The following is a 23,009-nucleotide window of genomic DNA, read 5'->3' on the forward strand; positions in this document are numbered from 1 at the left end:
TTGAATCAGGGGAGTGATGAGTTGAGTACATGGAAAACACAATTAATTCAAACTGACCGTGGAACATTTGAAATTTTTACTAAGGGTGATGGGATCCCGGTATGTATTACACATCTTTATTCAGAATTCAATGAAACCGGGGACCATTTTGCAAATATATACTCAAGACGAAATCAGGCTATTTTAGTAAACCTGCGCGGTACTGGCCGTTCGACCGGATATAATAACATTGATGAACTTTCGATGTTCGAGACGGTCAAGGACCTCGAGGCTGTGAAGGAGGCACTTGGATTTGAAAAGTGGTCTTTTGCAGGCCACTCGACTGGCGGTATGCTCGGTCTCCTGTACGCATTGGAATTTCCAGATTCAATAGACCGGTTGATTGTTGTCGGAAGTGCAGCGAGCGGTGATTATGCCTTGATAAAGAGAAGTATCTACAACTCAGAACATCCAAAGTTTAATAAAATGCAAGACTTGATAAGTCGATTGAAATCCAATTGCTTACACCCTGATGAACGCAAGTTGCTTTCACGTGAACGGACGAAGCTTTCATTGAATGAACCAGAAAAGTATGAAAGTTATTTTTCAGCAGATGTATTTAAAAAGATGGCCGCAAACCGGCTAGACTACTTCGGGGAGTATGATTTCCCGAATTTTGATTTGAGAGATAAGTTGAAGGATATCAAGGTTCCTACCTTGATTATTTGTGGGGAACACGATGTGCAATGCCCGATCGAATGCTCAGAAGAAATAGACGAAGGACTGAACAATTCTACATTTTTACGATTTCAGTATAGTAACCATTATCCTTTCTTAGAAGAACAAGAGAGGTTCCAGCTTGCTATCCGGGCGTTTTTAGCATGACACGATAGAAATAGAAGGCTGTTTTCGCAAACTTTGTTGCTCTTGCACTGCACTTAAAGAAAGTATAAAATCCTTTCTTCAGTATAAGGGCAACTAAGGCTCGACCTACAAAAGGCTTGGTCTCGCCAAGTTTTCTTTAAAAGTCGTTGATTTCCGCTGCTCCAGGATGCTCGCTTTCCACAGGGCGTGCGGTGAGCCCCCTCGTCGCTTTGCGACCCTTTTCAAGGAAGCATTTGCTCCTGCGTCTACAAGAAAGTCCTGTCGAAGAGAGCTTCCTCGTCGCATGCCTTGCGAGGAGATTATTCAGGTAGTAGGCACGCTGATCCCGCAGGACAAGGAAAGCTTCAGCAGCGTTACATCGCACCAAGAAAATGCGATTTTCATTTTCTCGCAACTTGTTCTCCAATCAACTTGGAAAAGTGATTCTTTACAAAAATGACTCAAAAGCGACAATCTTTAAGAAAAGAGCCAAATAGAAAAAGGTAACGAAGTGTGAACAGAGTAGAAACAGAAGTGCACAGGTGGTAAGATGGATTCGATAGTTGAAAAGAAAGGATCGAACCTCTTATGCGTAAATATATGATTATCTGTTTCGTGATCTTGTTCACATTATTGAACAACCCATCATTTTCTTATGCCCATTCTTCTCTTCAAGGGACTTCTCCTGAAGAGGGAGAAACTGTGACGCATCCGCTGGACATCATTACATTCAAGTTTAGTTCTGAAATAAAAGAAGGTAGTAAATTCACACTTACTGACCAGGATGGAAAATCCATTGAAATACAATCCATCGATCTAAAGGATAATGTCATGCTCGGTCAGCTTTCCAAGACTCTTCCAACTGGAACGTATACCGTTTCTTATAAGATCATTTCGCAAGATTCACACGTTGTGGAGGACGATTTCACTTTTTCAGTAGAATCAGAAGAATCGACTGAAAACACGGATGAAAATCCATCAACAGGTGAAGACAAGGAGCCGTCTGACAAGGGTCAGCCAGATGAAAAGGCAGCTGATAGTAGCGAAACGCCTAAAGGTAAAGTGGAAAATGGTCTGTCACCAGTCGTCATTGGAATTGCTGCTATCACGATCGTCTGTGGTGTTGGGGTCATTTGGTGGATCTTAAGGAAGAAGGCAGTAAAATGATCGAATTTTTCAAAGGTATCTTGTATGTAGCATTTTCACTGCTCATAGGCGGTATGCTGCTAGAGTCGATACCAAAAAACCACAAACCGAAAGTGGTTGTCTCAAAAGAGCTGTTACTATGGGTGATTGGATCCATTCCAGTCCTTATGTTCGTACAGCTCTTACAAATTATCCAGTACCTTTCTGAAAGTATTGGGTATCTGGAGACATTCACTTCTGTTTTATTTACCTTCAGTATCGGAAAAGCGTGGCTAGCAAGCCTTTTGATAGCAGGAGTGCTATTCTTACTAGTCTATAAGAACAACCTCAAAGATACGACGTTTTATGCGAGACTTGGTTTGTTCTTAAGTATTGTGCTGGCTAGTTCATATTCATTTGCAAGTCATGCGGCCTCCCTTTACCCTGTTATCGGATTCATTGCGCACTTTTTACATGTGGCAGCAATTGCTGGGTGGATCGGCGTGCTTCTTTATGTTGCTTGGAGCTCTGAGCGCGATTCTGAGTGGCTCCCATTTTTGAACTGGTTCACACCGTTTTCTATTGGCGCTGTGCTGATTTTGACCGGAGGCGGGCTTTTGATGAATGAAATCGTAGCCCCGCAATATGTAGATTCATGGATTTTACCATATGGGCAAGCCTTACTGATCAAACATTTGTTGTTGATCCCTGTACTCATATATGCATGTGTGCACGGGTTTTATCTGAAAAAAATGATTCAACGGAAAGGCAGTCATCACGTAAAACGATCGCTCCAGGGTGAAACGATTCTTGTGATTTTCGTATTTTCTGTGACTGCATATTTGTCCCAGCAGGTTCCTCCCCATGAGGTCTGGAGAACGATGCTTCAAGAGCAGCCTTCTCCGTTATTCTTGTATTTTTTCGATGGTACGATCGATCCGCAGTCAGTGATTTCTTTCTCCATGACGAATGGAGTGTTGCTATGGGCTTTAGGTGGAATTGTCTTGCTGCTGGTAACTTTGTTCAGCATCATCAGGCAATTTCCAGTGATCATAAGTGTTCTACTTGGTCTAGGCACTTCTGGCTTATTTTACCTTGCCCTCATGTCTGGGGTTGTTTAAAGTACAACTATAGTCGTAGAAGTTGTAAAAAATTCATACAACCAATTGATGAGATGGAATTCATTCCTTAATCGGACGTTGTAACATGGCGCTTCGGTTATACTTGAGATGAATACTACTATAAAGGCGTGGTTTTTAATGAATATCTTAGTAATCAATGGCAGTCCAATGGAAAAATCGAGGACACGTGGAATCGCAAATATTGTAAAAGAATTGCTAGAGGAAAAGGGAGTCACAGTAAGCTACTATGACCTAGGAAGGGATAAGCTCCCACTGTTTCCAGGTGATCAAGACAATGATGAAAATGAACCTTTACAAAAGCTTTACCGATCAGCTCATGAGGCGGACGGCTTCTTTATCACATCTCCTGAATATCATAATGGAATGAGCGGGGTATTGAAAAACGCATTGGATTTCCTCGGCGGAAGCCATTTTAAACATAAACCTGCAGCTATTGCTACGGCTTCTGGTGGAAGCAAGGGCGGCATCAACGCATTGAACAATATGAGGACTGTCTTAAGAGGACTGTACGCAATCGTGCTCCCGGACCAATTCGTTTCAGATCCTTATTGTTATGATGCAGATTATTCACTGGTTGATCGAGAAGCAGTAGAGCGCCTGCAACTAATTACCGACCTCCTTGTCGAGTTGACAGAAAAACTTGATGTTAAGCAGGAACAAAACATCCAATAGCAAAATATATAAGTGTGGTTCAAATTGCAAACAAATCCGTCTTTTTATGGTAGGCATAAATCGGCGGATTTTCATATGTCTGATGGAAGAATGGAGAGGGGACCATGTCGAGAGTCCATACACTGAAAGTAATCGCAGAAACGTTGAATCAATCCAATGACTTGAAGGAAATGCTTCAATCCGTTTTGGAAAAACTCCTTGAAGTGACAGGGTTATCCACGGGTTGGATTTTTTTAACCAGCAAAGAACCGACTTATACATTCGTCGCAGATGTCAACTTGCCGCCAGCTCTGTCCTGGGAAGGGAAAAAGCCGATGTGTGAGGGTGGATGTTGGTGTTTGGATAAGGTTTGGGATGGCCGTTTACAGAAGGCGGTCAATATCATCAATTGTAAACGTATTGAAGATGCGATCGAATACGATTGGGGAGATACGAAAGGGATTACACATCATGCAACAGTCCCGCTCATTGCTGGCGGTGAGAAATTCGGGTTATTGAATGTAGCTGAACCAGGGAAAAACGAGTTTACAGAAGACGAGTTGGACCTGCTGCAGTCTGTATCATTTCAAATCGGTACAGCGATCAAAAGGACCAAATTGTACGAAGCTCAACAGAAAAAGGCGGAGCAATATACGAAACTTGATGAAATCAGCCGTGCGATATGGAAAATGAATGATATCCACCACCTCCCTCAATGTACGGTTGAAAATATCGGTCGATTGTTTAACCTGGATACACTTGCTTTCTTCATTAGGGAGGAAAATATCCTTGCTTTACGAGGGACTTATTTTCAAAATGAATCTCAAAAAGTACATAAGCGTTTTCCGATTGCTTCTGATGGTGATCTAACAAACACACTTTCCAATGAGACCATCCAACAGGAACTTAGTCACTACGGATTATCAATGGAAAAGTCTTTTCTCATACCGTTATTGATAGGGGAAGAGTGGATTGGTTGTCTGATCGGTCATCAAAATGTAGAACAATCAGAAGAGATTGATGAGGATGTACTGCGTGCCCTGGGAGACCACCTTTCACTTGTGCTGGAAAAAGCGCGTCTGTTCGAGAAAAGCCGTGAATTGGCATTGATTGAAGAACGGAATCGGTTAGCCCGTGATTTACATGACTCTGTTAACCAAAAACTGTTTTCCTTAAGTTTGACTGCGCGGGGATTGAAAGAATATGTAAAACAGATATCTGATAATGAAATGGTTATAGAGTCGTTGAGTGAATTGCAGGTTTTGTCCCAAGAAGTTGTAGGAGAAATGAGAGCGATGATCTGGCAGTTGAAGCCCGCTGGTTTGGAAGAAGGGGTGATTATTTCCCTGAAAAAATACGGTGAATCATTAGGACTGGATGTGACCGAAGAAATCAGAGGAGTCGGGAATATACCTAGAATGATTGAAGAAACACTGTGGCGTGTCGGTCAGGAAGCGTTGAATAATGTCCATAAGCATGCGAGAACTCAGGACATCCATCTGTTTTTAAGCAGGAAAAAGAATGAAGTCACCCTTCGCATTCAAGACGAAGGCTGCGGGTTTAGAATACGTGATGATCACGAAAGCTGGTCCTTCGGCCTCTCAAGTATGAAAGAGAGGACGGAGATCATGGGTGGTACACTGAAAATCAAAAGCCAGCCTGAAGATGGGACGACAGTCGAAGTACGTTTTCAAATCAAGCAAGAAAGAGGGGGTTACGATGGGGATTAAAGTATTGTTGGTGGATGATCATCTCATGGTATTGAAAGGTTTAAGGTTCTTTCTCGGAACCCAATCTGAAATCGACCTGGTAGGGGAGGCATCGAACGGTGAGGAGGCGATCCGTCAAGTTAAAGCATTCCATCCTGATGTCGTATTGATGGATTTGACCATGCCCGTCATGGATGGGATTGAAGCGACAAAAAGAATTAAAGACGAGCACCCGAACATGAAAATCATCGTCTTGACGAGTTTTTCAGATCAGGATCATGTCGTTCCGGCACTACAGGCTGGAGCAGATGGATACCAGCTAAAGGATATTGAGCCTGATGAACTCGTAAAATCGATCAAAGCGGTATATGCTGGTGAAACCCACCTGCATCCAACAGCGACCTCGCAACTGCTGAGTCATGTTTCAAATGGAACCAAAACGAACGAAGCAGAAAAGAGCTTCAATCAGTTGACTGCCAGAGAAAAAGATGTGCTTCGTCAGATCACACTTGGACGTAACAACAAAGAAATATCCACTGAGCTGTTCATAACGGAAAAAACAGTGAAAACACATGTGAGCAATATCCTCGGCAAGTTAGGATTGCATGATCGGACCCAAGCTGCCATCTTATCGATGAAGAACAAGTGGTTCGATGCTTGAGGCATTTTTAACATTAGGGTAGCTCTATGATAGAATAGCACCAAACGCTGAGAGGACGGTGATTTCTTAATGGAACAAAAGCTAAGGGAACAGTTTGATGGACTGCTTACTAAATATACTGATTTGTTATTAGGTGAAACGGATGATGAACTGAAAGAGAAGGTGCAGATGTGGGCATTGTATACGTATATGTCAAAATCGATGCCCCCTCTGGTAAAACACTGGAATGAACAATATCCAGATGCAAAAGAAGGCATGAAAGAACTTATCAAGGAAATTCGGGAACGGAACGAACAATATCGGAATGAGCAGAATAAGTAGTTAAAGGAAGGCTTGGTTTATGGACCAAGCCTCTTTCAGGTAATTTAAGTTGATTATTCCGCGAAATCCACTCGTATCCCGGGGAGCGCAACATCCTAGCTCGTTCCTTGCTGTGTGTCTAGCCTGAACCGCTATTTCCACAGGAGTGTCGTAAAGCCACCAACTTAGGCAAGTTTTTTTACCTTATTGCATTGTCGCTCCCCCGTTAGGGAGCTGGTTTTTGTATCCTGAAAACTTTTGATAATCCTGCTGCAGCTGCTGAGTCTGTGCCTGGTCAAATGAATACCAGCCTTTTTGGAACATTACATTGAACAACTTGCGCTGGCAATCTTGCGTTTCTTTTGCGATCGAAGAAACGTCTTGATACAGCGCCTGGTGACTTGCTTCGTTCATAGCGTGTGAGTACGAATCTGTCAAATATTTTTCGGTTCCTAACACGTCATTCATGAAATCACGGTCATTCATTTCTGGTATATTAGGGACATTTTTTTCTGGATTTTGAATTTTCATCTTTAACCCTCCTTATTGCATCATGTTCTGGTTTTGAGCTTGATCATTCAAATGACTTTGAAGATGCTGCAAGAGCTGGTCATAGTGACGAGTATGCATTTGTGCAGCCTGTTGGATTGCAGCTTTGACTTCCTGGTCCTGACACTGCTTAGCAAAAAAATTGCATTTCTTTGCAGCAACCAGGTTCCAGCTCATCATGTCTGTAAGATATAGCTGGTCTTTTCCAGTCATGACACGCGGTGGTTGTGGCATATACCCTTGCTGGTTCTGTGGATTTGGTTGTTGTGGTTGTTGTTGTGGCATTGGGTTCCCTCCTCATTTCTTCATTATGTCGAGGTTAGGTTTCCACAATGACCGATACTTATACAAACTGGGGTATTAAGAATTAACGAGTTCATCCAGACGTTCATAAGCTTCATCAACATCAAATGAACTATACCAGCGGTGATTATCAGCATCCAAAATCCTGTAATGTTTGCTGATCAAATTTTGCTGCAACTTGAAACCATTCTCCTGCTTTACATCTTTCCACCATACTTTACCGCCCAGTGTCTGTTCTTTCGGTCGATCAATCCCCTGGTGAGCGAGAATTTCCACGATTTCAACCGGGTCTCCGCCTAATGATGTTTTCAATATTTCACTGTTACGGAACAGAGCCGCCACAGCTGCTACCGTTGTCCAGTTCGCTTGTGTCCTTTGCTTTTCAATTTGTAAAAGGGTCTTTTTGGAAATTCCTAATGTGGATGCCATTTTATCCTGGGTGTATCCATGCTCGATACGGATGAGCTTCAATTTGGAAGACACGATTTCAATCATCTGATCCATATTCATTTGGTATTTTTCTCTCCTAAAATAGTTTTGTGTAATTTTACACTTTTTCAAGAATAATTACAATTTTAAAGTAGAAAAAATTAAATTTTGAAAAAAGTAAAAATGTTGTCGAAAAAATGTTAAAATACTGTTGGGTTTAGTCAAATCAGATTTAGTTCATATATAGTGTACAACCTTTTGTTACCGTTTTCAGTATAGGGGGATTTTTTATGGAAAAGATTTTGAAAAATTTCTTTTTGTTCATGGCTAAAAATAAAATGGCGACAAAGATGGCGAAGAAATACGGCCTCCGATTCGGTGCAGGACGTTTTGTCGCTGGTGCTTCATTGCAAAGTTCCTTGAATGTCATCCAAAAGCTTAATGAGGAAGGGCTATACGTAACCATCGATCACCTTGGTGAATTTGTCGATAATGAGAATGAAGCGAAAGAGATGACAGATCACTGTATCGAAGCGATCGAATCGATAGCGAAAGAGAATCTGAACTCACAGCTTTCATTGAAATTGACTTCAATGGGATTGGACATCAGCCGGGAATTGGTATTAGAAAACATGAAGCGGATTATGGAAGCCGCGGATAAGAATGATGTCTTCGTAACGATCGATATGGAAGACGAAGCGCGCTGCCAGGCGACAATTGATATTTTTAAAGAATTGAAAGCACAATATGAAAATATAGGCACTGTATTACAGTCTTATTTATATAGAACAGTCGAGGACATTCAGGATCTCGATTCACTCAGCCCTAACTTGAGGCTGGTAAAAGGTGCTTATAAGGAATCTCCTTCAGTCGCTTTTCCAGAGAAAAAAGATGTGGATGAGAACTTCAAGAAAATCATCAAAATGCATCTTTTGAACGGAAACTATACTGCAATCGCCACTCATGACGATGAAATCATCTCTTATACGAAAGAAATTGTAAAAGAGCATAACATTCCGAATGATCAATTTGAGTTCCAAATGCTTTTCGGAATCCGGATTGATGCTCAACGACAACTGCGGGATGAAGGGTATAAAATGCGTGTCTATGTACCGTACGGAAATGACTGGTATGGCTACTTCATGCGACGCCTTGCTGAACGACCAGCAAACGTGGCATTCGTACTGAAAGGTGTCTTCGGAAAATAAAAGAAATTAGTGGAAACAGCCGTTTAACGTCTGTTTCTTTTTTGTTTTGGCTTTATAGTGATTTAGTACAATTTCAGACACGGAGAGAAGGAAACAGCAGGATACTTGTCCGAACATGGGCGAACTTAGGACAATAGCCAACAAAAAAGCGATGCCCTTGTGCAAAAAAAGAGGCGATACGGGACAGCAGCGAGCAAAAAAGCGGTTTACCTGTCCCGAAAAGAGGCGATACGAGACAGCAGCGAGTAAAAAAGCGTTGCGCCTGTCCCAAAAAGAGGCGATACGGGACAGCAGCGAGCAAAAAAGCGGTTTACCTGTCCCGAAAAGAGGCGATACGAGACAGCAGCGAGTAAAAAAGCGTTGCGCCTGTCCCAAAAAGAGGCGATACGGGACAGCAGCAAGCAAAAAAGCGGTGTACCTGTCCCGAAAAGAGGCGATACGGGACAGCAGCGAGCAAAAAAGCGGTGCGGCTGTCTCGAAACGATCGGATACGGGACAGCAACGAGCAAAAAAACGGTTTACCTGTCCCGAAAAGAGGCGATACGGGACAACAGAAGGCAAAAAAGCGGTGTACCTGTCCCAATAAGAGAATAAAACGCAATACTGTCCTAAAAACCGTAATCCCGAGCAGATTGATCCCTTCTGTTGTAAAAAATAAATAACACAATCTCCCCCCAAACGAGCATATTATGAAAAAATAAAGGGAATTCACAATGGGTTTGTCGAACAAGGATTAAGAAGAGTCATTTTTATAGTTTTCGAGGAGGGATGAACGTGTCCGTTTTTGAGGAAGGCAGAAAAGAATTGATGGCAACAATTGATGAAATTCCAGAAGAACAAGGTCAATCCCGTATTTCAATCGATTCATGGTCCGTTTTGGAGGTGTTGGAACACTTAGTTTTGATTGAACGCGTCATTACCAAGCAATGTGAATACTTGATCTGTCATGGAGAAGACACAGAAACGCCCGATCATCCGGTCTATCGTTCGGCTAAAAGGTATCCCGTTGTGGATGCACCTGAGTATGTACGGCCCATCGGACGTTACAAATCAAAGGATGAAGCCAAGATTGCCCTACAACAATCTAGAAATAAACTCATTCAGGTGTTAGAAGAAGTAGAAGATCCTTCATTGCTTGAGAAACGAGCTTTTTCACACCCGATTTTCGGCCCCATGAAGTTATTGCAGTGGATCGATTTCATTGGATATCACGAAAGACGGCACATCGATCAAATAAAAGAAATCCTGAAAATGCATCGTCCATCGGCTTGAATAACTTGTAAAATAAAAATAAGACGCAATCATAAAAATTTTCTGAAATTTGTGTTGCGTATTGGGTTGAAATTTCTTATAGTATTTATAGAGGAGGTTCAAAAAGTCACCAAATAATGATCGGCGAATTTCGGCGTTACTCGGATTTACCGCTCTACTAATTCCGGCTTTTTGAACATATATTTGGTTTAGGCTCTATTTTTTGTTTAAAAAATGAATGAGTATTCATTCATATAAAGGAGGTTCATCATGTCATATCAGATTCGCAAGGTGGCTGTTATCGGCTCAGGTGTAATGGGTTCAGGTATTGCTGCTCATTTAGCTAACGTAGGTATTCCGAGTATTTTACTGGATATCGTACCGAGAGAGCTTACCGAAAAGGAAGAAGCAAAGGGGCTTACTTTAAAGCACCCGCAAGTAAGGAACAAGCTGGCAGAAACGGCCAGACAAAAATTGTTGAAGCACAAGCCGGCACCACTTAGCTCAAAGGATCACCTTGAGATGATCGAGGTGGGGAATTTAGAGGATGATCTTGAAAAGCTGGGTGAAGTGGATTGGATCATTGAGGTCGTTGTAGAAAACTTGACTATCAAAAAGAAGGTTTTTGAACAAATCGAGCAGCATCGGAAGCCTGGAACGATTGTAAGTTCCAATACATCAGGAATCTCGATCAATGCAATGGCAGAAGGAAGAAGTGAAGATTTCAAAGCACACTTCCTCGGCACGCACTTTTTCAACCCGCCGCGTTACTTGAAGCTTTTAGAAGTGATTCCGACAAGTGATACGAAACCTGAAGTGCTTGAATTCATCAACCATTTCGGAGAAGAGGTGCTAGGTAAGGGAGTAGTGGAAGCGAAGGACACTCCGAACTTCATCGCAAACCGGATCGGAACATATGGATTGTTGGTTACCGTACAAGAAATGCTGAAAAACGGCTACTCAGTAGGTGAAGTCGATTCGGTGACAGGACCAGCATTCGGTCGTCCGAAGAGTGCTACATTCCGTACATTGGATGTCGTCGGGCTTGACACTTTCATCCACGTAGCTAAGAACGTATATGATCAGGTGGAAGGGGAAGAAAAAGCTGTTTTTGAAGTTCCGGAGTTCATGAAGAAGATGAATGAAAAAGGCTGGATCGGTAGCAAGAGCGGGCAAGGATTTTACTTGAAGAAGAAAGTCGAAGGGAAGAGCGAGATTCTTGAGTTGGATCCAGATACACTTGAATATGGTCCGCGAAAAAAGTTGAAAACCGCATCCACTGAGACTAGTAAACAGGCAAAGACTTTACCGGATAAAATGAAAGCGCTTGTATATGCAGACGATCGTGCTGGAAAGCTGATCTGGTCGATTTTAAAACCAGTCTTGCTCTATTCTGCGGAAAAAGCTTATGAGATTGCGGATGATATCAAAGCAATCGATGATGCAATGAAATGGGGATTTGGCTGGGAACTGGGTCCATTCGAAACATGGGATGCGATCGGTGTTGAAAAGTCGGTAGAACGCATGAAAGCAGAAGGGGAAACCGTCCCGGCATGGGTTACTGACATGCTTGAATCAGGCAAAAAAGATTTTTATCAGCAAAAAGGAACGGATCTTGAATTTTACAATAAGGGCGAGTACAAACAGGCCAATGAAAATAGTAAAATCATCCGTTTGAGCCGCCTTAAGAATGAAAATCGCGTCATCAAGAAAAACTCAGGTGCTAGTCTCATTGATTTGGGTGACGGAGTTGCTTTATTGGAATTCCACTCACAAAACAATTCGATCGGTCCAGATATCATCCAGATGATCCATCACGCGATTGATGAAGTGGAAAAGAACTACAAAGGACTTGTCATCGGAAACCAGGGAAAGAACTTCTGTGTCGGGGCTAACTTGATGCTGATCATGATGGAAGCGCAGGATGATAATTTCTTTGAACTTGATTTTATGGTCCGACAATTCCAACAAACGATGGCTCGAGTGCGTTATAGTGCCAAACCAGTTGTCGTTGCTCCTTTCAACATGACACTTGGAGGCGGAACAGAGGTTTCACTGCCTGCAGCAGGTCTTCAAGCATCCTTTGAAACTTATATGGGTCTTGTTGAAGTGGGAGTCGGGATCATACCTGGCGGCGGTGGAAACAAGGAGTTGTACACTCGCTTGTTAGAGCAAGTTCCGAAAGATATCAAACCTGACCTTCAAAAACTGGCGATCCAAACATTCGAGTCGATTGCGATGGCAAAGGTCTCAACCTCTGCCCATGAAGCGAAGGAAGCAGGATTTTTACGACCGCAGGACGGGATCAGTGTCAACGCGGATCATCTTATCTATGACGCGAAACAACAAGTCCTTTCTTTATATAACAGAGGATACCGCCCGCCTCAACGTAAAAAGATCCCAGTAGCTGGGGAAGCCGGATATGCAACGATGCTCCTTGGTGCGCAGACGATGAAATTCGGCAATATGATTTCGGATCATGATTTGAAAATCGCTAAAAAATTAGCCTATGTCATTGCTGGTGGTAAAGTACCTGAGGGCACACTCGTTGATGAACAATACTTATTGGACCTTGAGCGTGAAGCATTCTTGAGTCTTGCAGGGGAACCGCTGACACAACAACGTATGCAGCATATGCTCGTAAAAGGAAAACCATTACGCAACTAAGGAGGGGTGAAGATGCAAGAAGCAGTAATAGTGGCAGGTGCAAGAACACCTGTCGGAAAAGCAAAAAAAGGGACACTTGCCAATGTAAGGCCGGATGATCTAGGTGCATTGACAGTGAAAGAGACATTGAAACGGGCCGGTGGCTATGATGGAGCGATCGATGATTTGATCATCGGATGTTCGATACCAGAGGCAGAGCAAGGGATGAACATGGCTCGTTTGATCGGTGGTCTCGCAGGGTTACCAGATAATGTACCGGCAATCACGATCAATCGATATTGCTCCTCCGGATTGCAAAGTATCGCATATGGAGCTGAGAGGATCATGCTCGGTCATGCTGAAGCGATCATTGCCGGCGGGGCTGAATCAATGAGTCTTGTCCCAGTTCCAGGTCATGTCGTTAAGCCGAATGCAGCGCTTCTCGATTCAAGGCCAGAATATTATATGGGAATGGGTTATACAGCAGAAGAGGTGGCAAACCGGTTCGGCATCACTAGAGAAGACCAGGATCAATTTGCATTACGAAGTCATCAGAAGGCTGCAAAAGCCATCCAGGAAGGTAAATTTGAAGATGAAACCGTATCAGTGGAAGTGACGAAACGTTGGGTCGATGAAAACAATAAATTGCAAGAAAAAATAGCAACCTTTTCCACTGATGAAGGAGTACGGGCGGATACCACGCTTGAAGTGCTCGGGAAACTCAGGCCTGCCTTCTCTGCAAAGGGTAGCGTTACAGCAGGGAACTCCTCCCAGATGAGTGATGGTGCAGCTTCTGTCCTTGTCATGGATCGTGAAAAAGCTGAAGCGGAAGGATTGAAACCGATTTTGAAGTTCCGATCATTCGCAGTTGCTGGTGTCGCACCTGAAATCATGGGTGTCGGGCCAGTTGAAGCTATTCCAAAAGCATTGAAGATTGCAGGACTTGAGCAATCCGACATTGGATTGTTCGAGCTGAATGAAGCATTTGCATCGCAATCATTGCAGGTCATCCGCCAGTTAGGGCTTGATGAAGAAAAAGTGAACGTCAACGGCGGAGCGATCGCATTAGGCCATCCTCTTGGTTGTAGTGGTGCAAAACTGACATTGACGCTAATGCACGAGATGATACGAAGAAACGAGCAATTCGGAGTAGTCACAATGTGTATCGGCGGAGGTATGGGAGCCGCAGGAGTATTCGAGTTGATCCAATCATAAAAGGAGGTAGAAGGTATGTCCAGCAGTGTAGAAAAAGCAGCAAAAGGTGGAAGCTTCCTAATAGAAGAAGTAGAAGCGCAGAGTGTATTTACACCGGAGGATTTCAACGAAGAACAGATTTTGATGGGGAAGACAACAGAAGATTTTGTCGTAAAAGAAGTCGTTCCACAACTTGAAAAGATTGAAAACCATCAGTTCGATATTTCGAGAGACTTACTGACAAAAGCAGGAGAGTTAGGGCTTCTAGGGGCAGATGTTCCAGAGGAATACGGCGGGCTAGCTCTCGATAAAATCAGTTCCTCTCTTATTACTGAGAAGTTTTCAAGAGCACGATCATTTTCATTAAGCTATGGTGCACACGTCGGCATCGGTTCCTTACCGATCGTCTTGTTCGGGAATGAAGAACAGAAGCAGCAGTATTTACCTGACCTTGCCACAGGCAAACGGATCGCAGCATATGCGTTGACTGAGCCAGGTTCTGGTTCAGATGCGCTAGGTGCAAAAACGGTCGCAAAGCTGAATGATGATGGAACACACTACGTTTTAAATGGGGAGAAACAATGGATTACAAACTCAGCGTTTGCAGATGTTTTCGTGGTTTATGCCAAAATCGATGGTGAACATTTTTCAGCATTCATCGTAGAGCGTGAGTATGAAGGTGTATCTACGGGGCCAGAGGAAAAGAAGATGGGAATCAAAGGATCATCTACACGTACGCTCATTCTTGATGATGCATTAGTACCGAAAGAAAATCTGCTCGGTGAAGCTGGCAGAGGACATGTGATCGCGTTCAATATTTTGAATATCGGTCGGTATAAACTTGCGGTTGGCTGTGTAGGGGCAGCTAAACGCGCGCTTGAAGTATCGATCAAATATGCAAATGAACGCCAACAGTTCAAACAGCCGATTTCACGCTTCACGCTCATCCAGGAGAAACTTGCGACAATGGCTGCAAAAACGTATGCCTCAGAAAGTTCTGTCTATCGGACAGTCGGAATGTATGAGGACCGTTTAGGTGTCTTATCTCCTGAAGAGCAAAAAGATGGCTCTCTGCTTGCTAAAGGAATTGCGGAATATGCAATCGAGTGTTCACTGAATAAAGTGTTCGCTTCAGAAGTATTGGACCATTTAGTCGATGAAGCAGTACAAATCCATGGTGGATATGGTTTCATGTCCGAGTATGAAGTTGAAAACATGTACCGGGATTCAAGGATCAACCGTATCTTTGAAGGAACGAATGAAATCAACCGTCTATTGGTGCCTGGTACACTTCTTCGTAAAGCGATGAAAGGTGAATTGCCACTCCTGCAAAAAGCAACAGAGCTTCAAAATGAACTGATGATGCTAATGCCGGAAGAAATTGGTGATGAACCGCTCGCTCAAGAAAAACAATTCGTGAAAAATGCGAAGAAGATTTTCTTGATGGTCGCTGGTCTAGCTGTCCAAAAATATGGAGAAAAGCTGGAACATGAGCAAGAAATCCTTTCGAATGTCGCGGATATCGTAAGTGAGGCATATGCAATCGAATCCATCGTGCTGAGGACGGAAAAAGCGATCCAAAAACTCGGGGCAGAAAAAGCGGCACAAAAGATTCGTCTCACAGAAATCTATTGCCAGGAAGCTTTTGAGCGGATCGAATCCCACGCAAAAGAATCCATCGTTGCAATTGAAGATGGGGATCAGCTGCGGATGATGCTTTCTGCACTTAAGAAATTGGCCCGTTACACACCAATCAATGTAGTTAAGAAGAAGCGCGAGGTTGCTGGGGTTTTGTTAAATGATGAAAAGTATGTCGTTTAATTAAATTGAAGTTCAAAACGTCACCGAATGATAAACGGCGAATTTCGGCGTTACTTGGTTTCTCCGGTCCTCATGTAGGAGATAGAAGCTACGATACTATGAAAAATAAACATTGTGCACCTGCGTCTGCATGGTAATCCTACCGAAGAAAGTTTCCTCGGTGCAAGGCAGCAATGATGTTAATCAAGTTAGTAGCCTTCCTCGAAACCTTCATGCCTAGAACTTCCGACGCAAAGGATGTGCTAGTACTGCCGTTGTCACAGGACGTGACGGTTTTAGGCAGTGTTGTTTCTTATTCGTCGTTTTGAACCATATATTTAAACTGAAGTTCAAAACGTCACCGATTTGTTTATTAAAATTTAAAACTCTCTTTTCCAGATAAAAACACACTCTCTTAAAGGAGGTCCTCAATGCTGATGGGGATCTCTTTTACATTCTGGCAAATTAAATGGAGGAGATCATGTCCGGCTTCAAGAAATGATTAAATACAGTAGTTCGCTAAGTCCTATATAGCCGAACTTCAGGCCATATCCGATCAATACGATACTGGCCAGGATATTGATACCCCTCATAACACGGGTGCTCATTAAGAATCTCCCGAAGTGCACTGTAAATGCGAGGTTCAGGTTCCATAAACCGATACCGAGAAAAACGAGACTGCACAAAAAGAAGGATTGTATATGATTGTTCTGATGCAGCGCACTATTCAGGACGGAGCCATAAATCCCCAGCCAGAAAAGTAAATTCATCGGATTGGAAGCGGCGATGGTTACCCCCGTAAAATAGGATCGGGTGCAGATACCAGCCGGCATGAAAGCCGATGTTTTTGAAGGTTCTATTGCTTGTGAGGTAACTCGGAGGTTTGTCCATCCTGAATATAATAAGATGAAACAGCCTAAGAATGTCAGTATGATTTTCACCCAAGCAAGTGACATGATTTTGGAAAGTCCAAAAAACATAAGTGCCATAAGGGTAAGATCGGAGGAGATTCCGCCAGCTCCAACAAGAAAAGCTGGCCAAAACCCATACTGAAGTCCTCTCTTTATGATTTCGATGTTGATAGGACCAATTGGAGCTGCGATAGAAAGACCTAATAGGATGTATCCAGAAACAGTGGCGAGCATCTGCATTCTCCTTCAACAAGCTTGTCTTATACTATTAAATGAAGGTGAGAAAGCACATAGAACTCGAAATATGAAACAAGCTATGCAAAGCTTCAATCTTTCAAAAGGGTATTGCGGAATGTCCAGCCTTAAATTGCCATTAAATTAAATTTCGGCAATAAGCCTTTATACGTTTGTCAGACAATATGTTGTGATAAAATAGAATGGAAGCTCTTCAGAAAATACAGAAATTGTCGAGTAAGGAGTGTCCTAATTGTCGTTAACAGTTTATGAGTATCCAAGCTGTTCAACCTGTAAGAAGGCAAAGAAATGGCTGGATGAAAATGGTGTTGCATACGAGGATGTACATATTGTCGAAAACACCCCATCAAAAGAAGAGTTAACTTCTTTTTATCAAAAGAGCGGGCTGGAGCTGAAGAAGTTCTTCAATACGAGTGGGAAGAAATATCGTGAACTCGGCATGAAGGATCGATTGAAAGATTCTTCAGAAGAAGAACTATTGGAACTGCTTGCATCAGATGGCATGTTGGTCAAGCGTCCGATTGTAACAGATGGAAAAACTGTAACAGTTGGCTTCAAAGAGGACCAGTTCGCACAAACATGGAAATAGAACAGATTGCGAAAGCATACTGTTTTATATTACTATTACATTAGAATCATTTTAAGAAACTAAACTTTAATGAGAAACTTATGGAGGGATAAGAATGGAATATCCAAAGGAATTACGTTATTCAGAAGAACATGAATGGGTAAGAGTTGAAGGTAACAAAGCTTATATTGGAATCACTGCTTTTGCACAAGATGAGCTTGGAGATATCGTATTCGTTGAACTTCCAGAAGTAGACGATGATATCGAAGTGGACGAGCCATTCGGAAGCGTCGAATCCGTTAAGACTGTATCTGAATTATACGCTCCAGTAAGCGGAAAAGTATTAGAAGTAAATGAAGATCTTGAAGATAATCCTGAGTTTGTCAATGAATCACCATATGAAAAAGCATGGATGATCGTTGTAGAGCTTTCTAATGAGTCAGAGCTAGAGAAGTTGATGTCTGCGGATGATTATCAAAAGATGGTAAGTGAAGAGTAAGATTTGCAATAAGCACATTGACAGGACATAAAAACAGAACGTTAAAGTGATTCATCTGCTTCTAAGTTGGTTATTCTATTACTACCATGAAAAAGGTTGTTCAAAATGATCATAAATACATTGTTGCTCATTTGTCATTTGAACACTAATCTTTAGAAGGGTGTGATCTTGATGGACCAAGATATTCGTAAAACTGATATTACGAATAAGGTTTATGGCAAGATGGACCAGGGTTCTATGTCTCTGTACTTGAACAAAGATAAGATAGGCCAAATCACGTTCACTAATCAGGGTAATCTGTATGAGATGGGGGAAGGTTTTGAGTTTGATTCGGACAAGATTTATCGTCATGAATCAAACCCGCCTGCTCAAAATCAACAGCTTGTAGATGATTGTGAATTTGGTTGGTGCTAGCAGCGGTCCATTGTGATCCGCTGCTTTTTTCTTTAGGCTGTGTTAGTCGAAGATCATTAATTCGCTTTGGGGTCTCGCTTAGCTCGCTATATCCGCATGAGTGGCTTGAATATCATTTAGAAATGGCAAAGCCCTTTATCATACTAATTTCTAACGAAACGAAAACAGGTGGGAACGATAAATGGATACAGATAAGAAAATTTTGATCGTCGAGGGGAAAACAGACCGTGAAAAGGTACGTAAACTATTGGATGAACCTGTAGAGATCATTTGTACACATGGGACGATAAGCTTTACAAAACTCGAAGAACTGATTGAATCCATAGAGCATCGAGACATTTATATCCTCGTTGATGAAGATGACGCTGGACATAAGCTAAGGAAAATTTTAAAAAGGGAACTTCCGAATGCAAGACATTTGTACACCCAAAGCATTTATAAAGAAGTAGCGGAGACCCCCCATATGTACCTCGCTAAAATTCTTTTGAACGCTAATTTTGAAATCAACCGCAGCTATCTGTTGAACGGAGGTGCGACATGAAGCAATTACTTTTGCCTGTCCTGCTTGTTTTAATGATGACCGGCTGTTCTGATGATGAAAAGACTTCACCTGGTGAAAAGGATTCCAAATTTCAACCCGTCAATCAAAATCAAGATATTCAAACGTTAGCAACAGAACTAGAGGTTCCATGGCAGATCAATATTGTGGAAGACACCGTTTATTATCTATCAGGGCGTCCTGGTGAAATCATGAGCATTTCAGATGGTATGAAACAAAATCAAACCGTAGCCGTTTCAAAAGAAATCGTTTCGCGTACGGAAAGTGGATTGCTTGGATTTCATATTGTAAAGGGAAGTCAGCCTTTAGAGGCCTATCTATATCATACATATCAAGAAGATGGGCGCCTTCTGAATCGTGTTGTGAAGGTCCAAAAAGATGAAGATATTTGGGAAGAGACCGATATTCTTATTGAGGGGATTCCTGGTGGACCGATCCATGACGGTGGACGTTTAGCAGTAGGACCTGACGAAAAACTTTATATAACAACAGGTGACGCAGGTGAACCGGATCTTGCCCAGGATCAGGAAAGTTTAGCAGGTAAGATTCTACGTCTGAATTTGGATGGCACCATCCCATACGACAACCCGTTCAATGATTCACCTGTATATTCATATGGACATAGGAATCCTCAAGGGATTGGTTGGACAAAAGACGGTAAGATGTACAGTTCTGAACATGGCTCAACCGATCGTGATGAAATCAATGAAATTGTGGCTGGTGGGAATTATGGATGGCCGATCATCAGAGGGGATGAAGAACGCGAAGGAATGATCAAGCCGATTTTTCATTCTAGAGATGATACATGGGCTCCTTCTGGTCTAGCCATATCTGATACTAAGATTTATGTGGCGTTTTTAGCTGGTAAGCAGATCAGGGAGTTTGATTTGGATAATAACACTAGCCGGACATTCGCTGAAGGATATGGAAGAATGAGAGATATCGCAATCGTGGACGGATCCCTTTATGCGATTACCAACAATACGGATGGAAGAGGTAATCCTGAACCAGAAGATGACCGTCTATTAAAATTCCCGCTTGAGGATCAGTAAGTACAAAGGAAGGAACTTGGATTTACATGATACAAGAAGTGAATCAACAGCAATTGATCCAACGAATATTCAAAAGGGAAAGGGCAGTGATCTTTTTCCACACACCGTTGTGTGGCACTTGTAAACTTGCGAATCAAATGTTGGAGATAGCGTTAGCAGTGTTTACCGATCAAGAAAAACCAGAGGTCCTCTCCGGAAATATCAATCAAATGCCAACGACAGCAAAGCAATGGAAGGTCAAAAGTGTTCCATGTCTCGCGTTTTTAGAGGGTGGAAAACTGGTCAAAATGCTTTATTCGTTCCGTTCTGTCGATCATATTTATGGAGAAATAAAAAAATTTTATAAATAAAAGCGATTTTCGGTGGATATTTTTTCCTAATATATTTCAAAATGGCACTTTTCGCTAAAATCTTTCTTTATGGTAAAAAAATCTTAGAAAACGCTTTCCCGCTAATAATGCAAACATTTGTCGAATTAAGACAAAGGAACTTGTAAAAGTTTGAAAATTTAGTCAAGTCAGTCAGAATAAAATTATGTTACAATTGTTAAAGTGCTTGTAACATTGTTATCAAATTGTATCCTCCAAACGTCAAAAATAATGATATAAATGAGTTATGGATTCTTTATCCTTTGCATAAAAAATTCTAACTTTTGATATATATTCCGTTTGGATATCCTCAATAATTTTAAGTTTAAAAACTTGTCCGTAGTGAGGTGGATACAATAATGACATCTATGAACATGAATTTAGTAATGAAACCAAAATTCAATAAGCCAGTGGCAAACAAAGCAGTTACTATAGAAGATAAGGTGAAAAGAATTGCACGCGGAGATGAGGACCTCCGTAATGAACTGCTTGAAGATTATCAACCATTCATCAAAAAAGTAACGTCTAAAGTTTGTAACCAGTATATTGACCAATCTCGTGACGAATATAGTATTGGATTGACAGCATTCAACGAAGCTATCAATCAATATCAAGAAGGACAAGGGAGCCGTTTCTTGACATTTGCGGACATGGTCATACGTAGACGTGTGATCGATTTTATCCGTAAAGAAGCACGACAGAACAGGTATGTCTTCCTAGAGCCTGAAGAAACAGATGAAGAAGGCCGTGTTGAAGATAGCTTTGCTGAACAGCAAGCTGCAATCAGCCACTATGATCAACAACTGCAAGTCGAAAACCGTGTATATGAGATTGAAGAATATCAACAATTACTCAAAGGGTACGGCATTACGTTCAAAGTGTTGAGCAAAAACTGCCCTAAGCATATCGATGCGCGTGAAAACGCGAAACAAATCGCGCAGCTATTAGCTGAAAACGAGAAATTGGCAGGGTATTTGACGGATAAGAAACAACTGCCGATAAAAGATTTATTAAATATGGTCTCTTGCAGTCGTAAAACGATTGAGCGTAATCGAAAGTATATAATAGCGATTGCATTGATTTACATTGGAGGGTATACATCGCTTAGATCGTACATTGAGCCCTCCTGATATCCTATGGAAGGGAGGGACCAATGAGTGAAACGCGGCTTGATTATGGAAGTATCGAAGCGGAAAGCTGTGATTTTGACTAAAGATGGCAGTTTTGAACGTGTTCGGTTGAAAAAAGGGGAACAACCTGAGGTTGGACAGGAGTATATATGTCCACCCGAAATTTCTGATGCCTTTTTTCAGCCTAGAAAAACATTGTTGCCTTCATTTTCACTTTCCCTTGTAGCAATCATTGTTTTCGTATTGGTTGCCGGCGGAATGCCATTTGGTACGAACAAGGCTTCTGCTGCTGCATATGTTAGTTTTGATATCAATCCGAGCATTGAAGTAGCAGTGGATAATGAAATGAATGTCATCAAAGTCCGTGCTTTGAACGAAGATGCAAAAAACCTGCTTGAAGGTTCAGAAGAATATAAAGACTCATCTTTATTGGTATTTTCCGATTCATTATTCAAAACCTTGAAAGAATCAGGTTATTTCGATACGTATGAAGACCTGTTGATCACGTCAACGATTGACGATGATTTTGTATCCGATGAAATGCGTAAACGCTTAAATAAGTCAATTGAAAGACTTAAAGCGAGTAAATATATTGAAAACACTGGAATCGTTCTATCACTAAGAGAAACAACTGAAGCGACCAGAAAGCTTGCAGAAGAAAATGGGTTGTCAATGGGTAAATATCTGGTATTTGAAGACATTTCGAATATTGATGATACATTCACACTCGACCAGGCAAGTGTACTTTCTCTTTCTGAGATGAATAAATACTTGACAAATGCGCAAATAAGTCCAGAAGATTCAGGTGAACAACAGACTGAAGAACCTTTAAAAATTCCTAAACGGAATAATAGTCTAGAACATATTAAACATACAAAAGATGAAAACGATATTAAAGACACTTCAGATCCAGAGGTGCCTGATACAAATGGAACAGGAACAGCAGCGAGCGGTGATGTCAAAGATGATGTCAAAGATACAGCAAAGACAGCAGTTGAAAATCCTGATGAAAAAGAGGAAGAAAAGGCAGCTGCAAGTGAACCTGTTTCCGAACCAGTAGAAAAAGCAAAAAATGCAACTACAGCGCCTGCTAAGGATCAAACAGATAAAGAAGATAAGGCCCGAAGCGAGTCGGATCAAGATAAAACTTCAAAAAAGAATGAAGAAAAAAATGATTTGCAGGTTAAGATCAAATTGGATCTGCATGGATTAGATGCGGATGAATTGACTCCTCAGGAATTGAAACTACTTGAGAACCTGCAAATCAACATTTTCCATGCTCAAAACAATGGAAAATCAAAAATGAAAAAACACTCACACCCTCACCAAGATAAACAAGGAAAAGGAAGTCATGGTAAAAATCCATGACGATTTGTGGTGTTTTTATACATAATTGATTGACTACTACAGCGCCAGACAAACTCAGATTCAGTGAGTTTCTG

General features: G+C 41.8%; 25 protein-coding genes. 21 read left to right on the forward strand and 4 right to left on the reverse strand.

Features of this window, described 5'->3' with window-relative positions:
- Positions 1-21 precede the first annotated feature (21 nt).
- The 7 genes from N8M93_RS06120 (at position 22) to N8M93_RS06150 (ending at position 6,452) form a co-directional block, all read left to right on the forward strand.
- Positions 22-864: an alpha/beta fold hydrolase gene (locus N8M93_RS06120; protein WP_261130373.1), complete on the forward strand. Its 843-nt coding sequence runs from the start codon at positions 22-24 to the stop codon at positions 862-864.
- A 567-nt stretch (positions 865-1,431) separates the two neighbouring features.
- The gene (locus N8M93_RS06125) at positions 1,432-2,010 is read left to right on the forward strand and encodes a copper resistance CopC family protein (protein ID WP_261130375.1); all 579 of its coding nucleotides are present in this window, start codon (positions 1,432-1,434) and stop codon (positions 2,008-2,010) included.
- Positions 1,980-3,089 carry a copper resistance D family protein gene (locus tag N8M93_RS06130; RefSeq protein ID WP_261130376.1) on the forward strand — a complete coding sequence of 370 codons (1,110 nt, stop codon included), beginning with the start codon at positions 1,980-1,982 and terminating at the stop codon, positions 3,087-3,089. Before N8M93_RS06125 ends, N8M93_RS06130 begins: the two co-directional genes overlap by 31 nt.
- Positions 3,090-3,227: 138 nt before the next feature.
- A complete protein-coding gene (locus tag N8M93_RS06135) occupies positions 3,228-3,782 on the forward strand; it encodes an NADPH-dependent FMN reductase (protein ID WP_261130377.1) in 555 nt (184 codons plus the stop codon).
- A gap of 104 nt (positions 3,783-3,886) precedes the next feature.
- On the forward strand, positions 3,887-5,491 hold the full coding sequence (locus tag N8M93_RS06140) for a GAF domain-containing sensor histidine kinase (RefSeq protein ID WP_261130378.1): 1,605 nt from the start codon (positions 3,887-3,889) through the stop codon (positions 5,489-5,491).
- Positions 5,481-6,131, forward strand: a complete 651-nt coding sequence (locus N8M93_RS06145; protein WP_261130380.1) for a response regulator transcription factor — start codon at positions 5,481-5,483, stop codon at positions 6,129-6,131. Before N8M93_RS06140 ends, N8M93_RS06145 begins: the two co-directional genes overlap by 11 nt.
- 69 nt (positions 6,132-6,200) lie before the next feature.
- Positions 6,201-6,452: a YusU family protein gene (locus N8M93_RS06150; RefSeq protein ID WP_261130382.1), complete on the forward strand. Its 252-nt coding sequence runs from the start codon at positions 6,201-6,203 to the stop codon at positions 6,450-6,452.
- A gap of 183 nt (positions 6,453-6,635) precedes the next feature.
- Here N8M93_RS06150 and N8M93_RS06155 read toward each other — a convergent pair whose 3' ends face one another.
- From N8M93_RS06155 to N8M93_RS06165, 3 genes are all read right to left on the reverse strand, one after another.
- Positions 6,636-6,962: a spore coat protein gene (locus tag N8M93_RS06155; RefSeq protein WP_261130383.1), complete on the reverse strand. Its 327-nt coding sequence runs from the start codon at positions 6,960-6,962 to the stop codon at positions 6,636-6,638.
- Positions 6,963-6,974: 12 nt separating this feature from the next.
- Positions 6,975-7,265 carry a hypothetical protein gene (locus N8M93_RS06160; RefSeq protein WP_261130384.1) on the reverse strand — a complete coding sequence of 97 codons (291 nt, stop codon included), beginning with the start codon at positions 7,263-7,265 and terminating at the stop codon, positions 6,975-6,977.
- 75 nt (positions 7,266-7,340) lie between these two features.
- Complete coding sequence (locus N8M93_RS06165) at positions 7,341-7,793, reverse strand: helix-turn-helix transcriptional regulator (protein WP_261130385.1); 453 nt, start codon at positions 7,791-7,793, stop codon at positions 7,341-7,343.
- Positions 7,794-8,002: 209 nt separating this feature from the next.
- Here N8M93_RS06165 and N8M93_RS06170 point away from each other — a divergent pair, with 209 nt between their 5' ends.
- The 6 genes from N8M93_RS06170 (at position 8,003) to N8M93_RS06195 (ending at position 15,832) form a co-directional block, all read left to right on the forward strand.
- Positions 8,003-8,920 carry a proline dehydrogenase gene (locus N8M93_RS06170; protein WP_261130386.1) on the forward strand — a complete coding sequence of 306 codons (918 nt, stop codon included), beginning with the start codon at positions 8,003-8,005 and terminating at the stop codon, positions 8,918-8,920.
- Between the two features lie 115 nt (positions 8,921-9,035).
- Positions 9,036-9,506 (forward strand): hypothetical protein, encoded by a 471-nt coding sequence (locus N8M93_RS06175; RefSeq protein ID WP_261130387.1) that lies wholly within the window; start codon positions 9,036-9,038, stop codon positions 9,504-9,506.
- Positions 9,507-9,694: 188 nt separating this feature from the next.
- Positions 9,695-10,192, forward strand: a complete 498-nt coding sequence (locus tag N8M93_RS06180) for a DinB family protein (protein WP_261130388.1) — start codon at positions 9,695-9,697, stop codon at positions 10,190-10,192.
- A 249-nt stretch (positions 10,193-10,441) separates the two neighbouring features.
- Positions 10,442-12,838, forward strand: a complete 2,397-nt coding sequence (locus tag N8M93_RS06185; RefSeq protein WP_261130389.1) for a 3-hydroxyacyl-CoA dehydrogenase/enoyl-CoA hydratase family protein — start codon at positions 10,442-10,444, stop codon at positions 12,836-12,838.
- A 12-nt stretch (positions 12,839-12,850) separates the two neighbouring features.
- Complete coding sequence (locus tag N8M93_RS06190) at positions 12,851-14,032, forward strand: acetyl-CoA C-acetyltransferase (RefSeq protein WP_261130390.1); 1,182 nt, start codon at positions 12,851-12,853, stop codon at positions 14,030-14,032.
- Positions 14,033-14,047: 15 nt separating this feature from the next.
- Positions 14,048-15,832, forward strand: a complete 1,785-nt coding sequence (locus tag N8M93_RS06195) for an acyl-CoA dehydrogenase family protein (RefSeq protein ID WP_261130391.1) — start codon at positions 14,048-14,050, stop codon at positions 15,830-15,832.
- A gap of 470 nt (positions 15,833-16,302) precedes the next feature.
- Here N8M93_RS06195 and N8M93_RS06200 read toward each other — a convergent pair whose 3' ends face one another.
- Complete coding sequence (locus N8M93_RS06200; protein ID WP_261130392.1) at positions 16,303-16,956, reverse strand: LysE family translocator; 654 nt, start codon at positions 16,954-16,956, stop codon at positions 16,303-16,305.
- A 253-nt stretch (positions 16,957-17,209) separates the two neighbouring features.
- On the opposite strand from N8M93_RS06200, the gene N8M93_RS06205 reads away from it, so the two are divergent.
- The 8 genes from N8M93_RS06205 (at position 17,210) to N8M93_RS06240 (ending at position 22,935) form a co-directional block, all read left to right on the forward strand.
- The gene (locus N8M93_RS06205; protein WP_261130394.1) at positions 17,210-17,566 is read left to right on the forward strand and encodes an arsenate reductase family protein; all 357 of its coding nucleotides are present in this window, start codon (positions 17,210-17,212) and stop codon (positions 17,564-17,566) included.
- A 94-nt stretch (positions 17,567-17,660) separates the two neighbouring features.
- On the forward strand, positions 17,661-18,044 hold the full coding sequence (gene gcvH / locus N8M93_RS06210) for a glycine cleavage system protein GcvH (RefSeq protein WP_261130395.1): 384 nt from the start codon (positions 17,661-17,663) through the stop codon (positions 18,042-18,044).
- Positions 18,045-18,215: 171 nt separating this feature from the next.
- Positions 18,216-18,458: a YusG family protein gene (locus N8M93_RS06215; protein WP_261130397.1), complete on the forward strand. Its 243-nt coding sequence runs from the start codon at positions 18,216-18,218 to the stop codon at positions 18,456-18,458.
- Positions 18,459-18,639: 181 nt separating this feature from the next.
- The gene (locus N8M93_RS06220) at positions 18,640-18,999 is read left to right on the forward strand and encodes a toprim domain-containing protein (protein ID WP_261130398.1); all 360 of its coding nucleotides are present in this window, start codon (positions 18,640-18,642) and stop codon (positions 18,997-18,999) included.
- Positions 18,996-20,069, forward strand: coding sequence for a sorbosone dehydrogenase family protein (locus N8M93_RS06225; protein ID WP_261130400.1), 1,074 nt, complete (start codon positions 18,996-18,998; stop codon positions 20,067-20,069). The genes N8M93_RS06220 and N8M93_RS06225 overlap by 4 nt, the downstream gene beginning before the upstream one ends.
- Before the next feature lie 26 nt (positions 20,070-20,095).
- Positions 20,096-20,419 carry a thioredoxin family protein gene (locus N8M93_RS06230; RefSeq protein ID WP_261130402.1) on the forward strand — a complete coding sequence of 108 codons (324 nt, stop codon included), beginning with the start codon at positions 20,096-20,098 and terminating at the stop codon, positions 20,417-20,419.
- Positions 20,420-20,796: 377 nt separating this feature from the next.
- Positions 20,797-21,567, forward strand: coding sequence for an RNA polymerase sigma-I factor (gene sigI / locus N8M93_RS06235; protein WP_314728264.1), 771 nt, complete (start codon positions 20,797-20,799; stop codon positions 21,565-21,567).
- A 27-nt stretch (positions 21,568-21,594) separates the two neighbouring features.
- A complete protein-coding gene (locus N8M93_RS06240; RefSeq protein WP_261130403.1) occupies positions 21,595-22,935 on the forward strand; it encodes an anti-sigma factor domain-containing protein in 1,341 nt (446 codons plus the stop codon).
- Positions 22,936-23,009 lie beyond the last annotated feature (74 nt).

The organism is Bacillus sp. Marseille-Q3570, from assembly GCF_946151055.1.
In the GTDB taxonomy this organism is placed as follows: Bacteria; Bacillota; Bacilli; order Bacillales; family Fictibacillaceae; genus Pseudalkalibacillus.

Coding starts and splice junctions, on each gene's coding strand:
- N8M93_RS06135 (WP_261130377.1), top strand. CDS start 3,228: ATGAATATCTTAGTAATCAATGGCAGTCCAATGGAAAAATCGAGGACA.
- N8M93_RS06140 (WP_261130378.1), top strand. CDS start 3,887: ATGTCGAGAGTCCATACACTGAAAGTAATCGCAGAAACGTTGAATCAA.
- sigI (WP_314728264.1), top strand. CDS start 20,797: ATGACATCTATGAACATGAATTTAGTAATGAAACCAAAATTCAATAAG.
- N8M93_RS06190 (WP_261130390.1), top strand. CDS start 12,851: ATGCAAGAAGCAGTAATAGTGGCAGGTGCAAGAACACCTGTCGGAAAA.
- N8M93_RS06145 (WP_261130380.1), top strand. CDS start 5,481: ATGGGGATTAAAGTATTGTTGGTGGATGATCATCTCATGGTATTGAAA.
- N8M93_RS06215 (WP_261130397.1), top strand. CDS start 18,216: ATGGACCAAGATATTCGTAAAACTGATATTACGAATAAGGTTTATGGC.
- N8M93_RS06230 (WP_261130402.1), top strand. CDS start 20,096: ATGATACAAGAAGTGAATCAACAGCAATTGATCCAACGAATATTCAAA.
- N8M93_RS06165 (WP_261130385.1), bottom strand. CDS start 7,793: ATGAATATGGATCAGATGATTGAAATCGTGTCTTCCAAATTGAAGCTC.
- N8M93_RS06175 (WP_261130387.1), top strand. CDS start 9,036: ATGGGCGAACTTAGGACAATAGCCAACAAAAAAGCGATGCCCTTGTGC.
- N8M93_RS06200 (WP_261130392.1), bottom strand. CDS start 16,956: ATGCTCGCCACTGTTTCTGGATACATCCTATTAGGTCTTTCTATCGCA.
- N8M93_RS06125 (WP_261130375.1), top strand. CDS start 1,432: ATGCGTAAATATATGATTATCTGTTTCGTGATCTTGTTCACATTATTG.
- N8M93_RS06195 (WP_261130391.1), top strand. CDS start 14,048: ATGTCCAGCAGTGTAGAAAAAGCAGCAAAAGGTGGAAGCTTCCTAATA.
- N8M93_RS06225 (WP_261130400.1), top strand. CDS start 18,996: ATGAAGCAATTACTTTTGCCTGTCCTGCTTGTTTTAATGATGACCGGC.
- N8M93_RS06155 (WP_261130383.1), bottom strand. CDS start 6,962: ATGAAAATTCAAAATCCAGAAAAAAATGTCCCTAATATACCAGAAATG.
- N8M93_RS06150 (WP_261130382.1), top strand. CDS start 6,201: ATGGAACAAAAGCTAAGGGAACAGTTTGATGGACTGCTTACTAAATAT.
- N8M93_RS06185 (WP_261130389.1), top strand. CDS start 10,442: ATGTCATATCAGATTCGCAAGGTGGCTGTTATCGGCTCAGGTGTAATG.
- N8M93_RS06160 (WP_261130384.1), bottom strand. CDS start 7,265: ATGCCACAACAACAACCACAACAACCAAATCCACAGAACCAGCAAGGG.
- N8M93_RS06220 (WP_261130398.1), top strand. CDS start 18,640: ATGGATACAGATAAGAAAATTTTGATCGTCGAGGGGAAAACAGACCGT.
- N8M93_RS06170 (WP_261130386.1), top strand. CDS start 8,003: ATGGAAAAGATTTTGAAAAATTTCTTTTTGTTCATGGCTAAAAATAAA.
- gcvH (WP_261130395.1), top strand. CDS start 17,661: ATGGAATATCCAAAGGAATTACGTTATTCAGAAGAACATGAATGGGTA.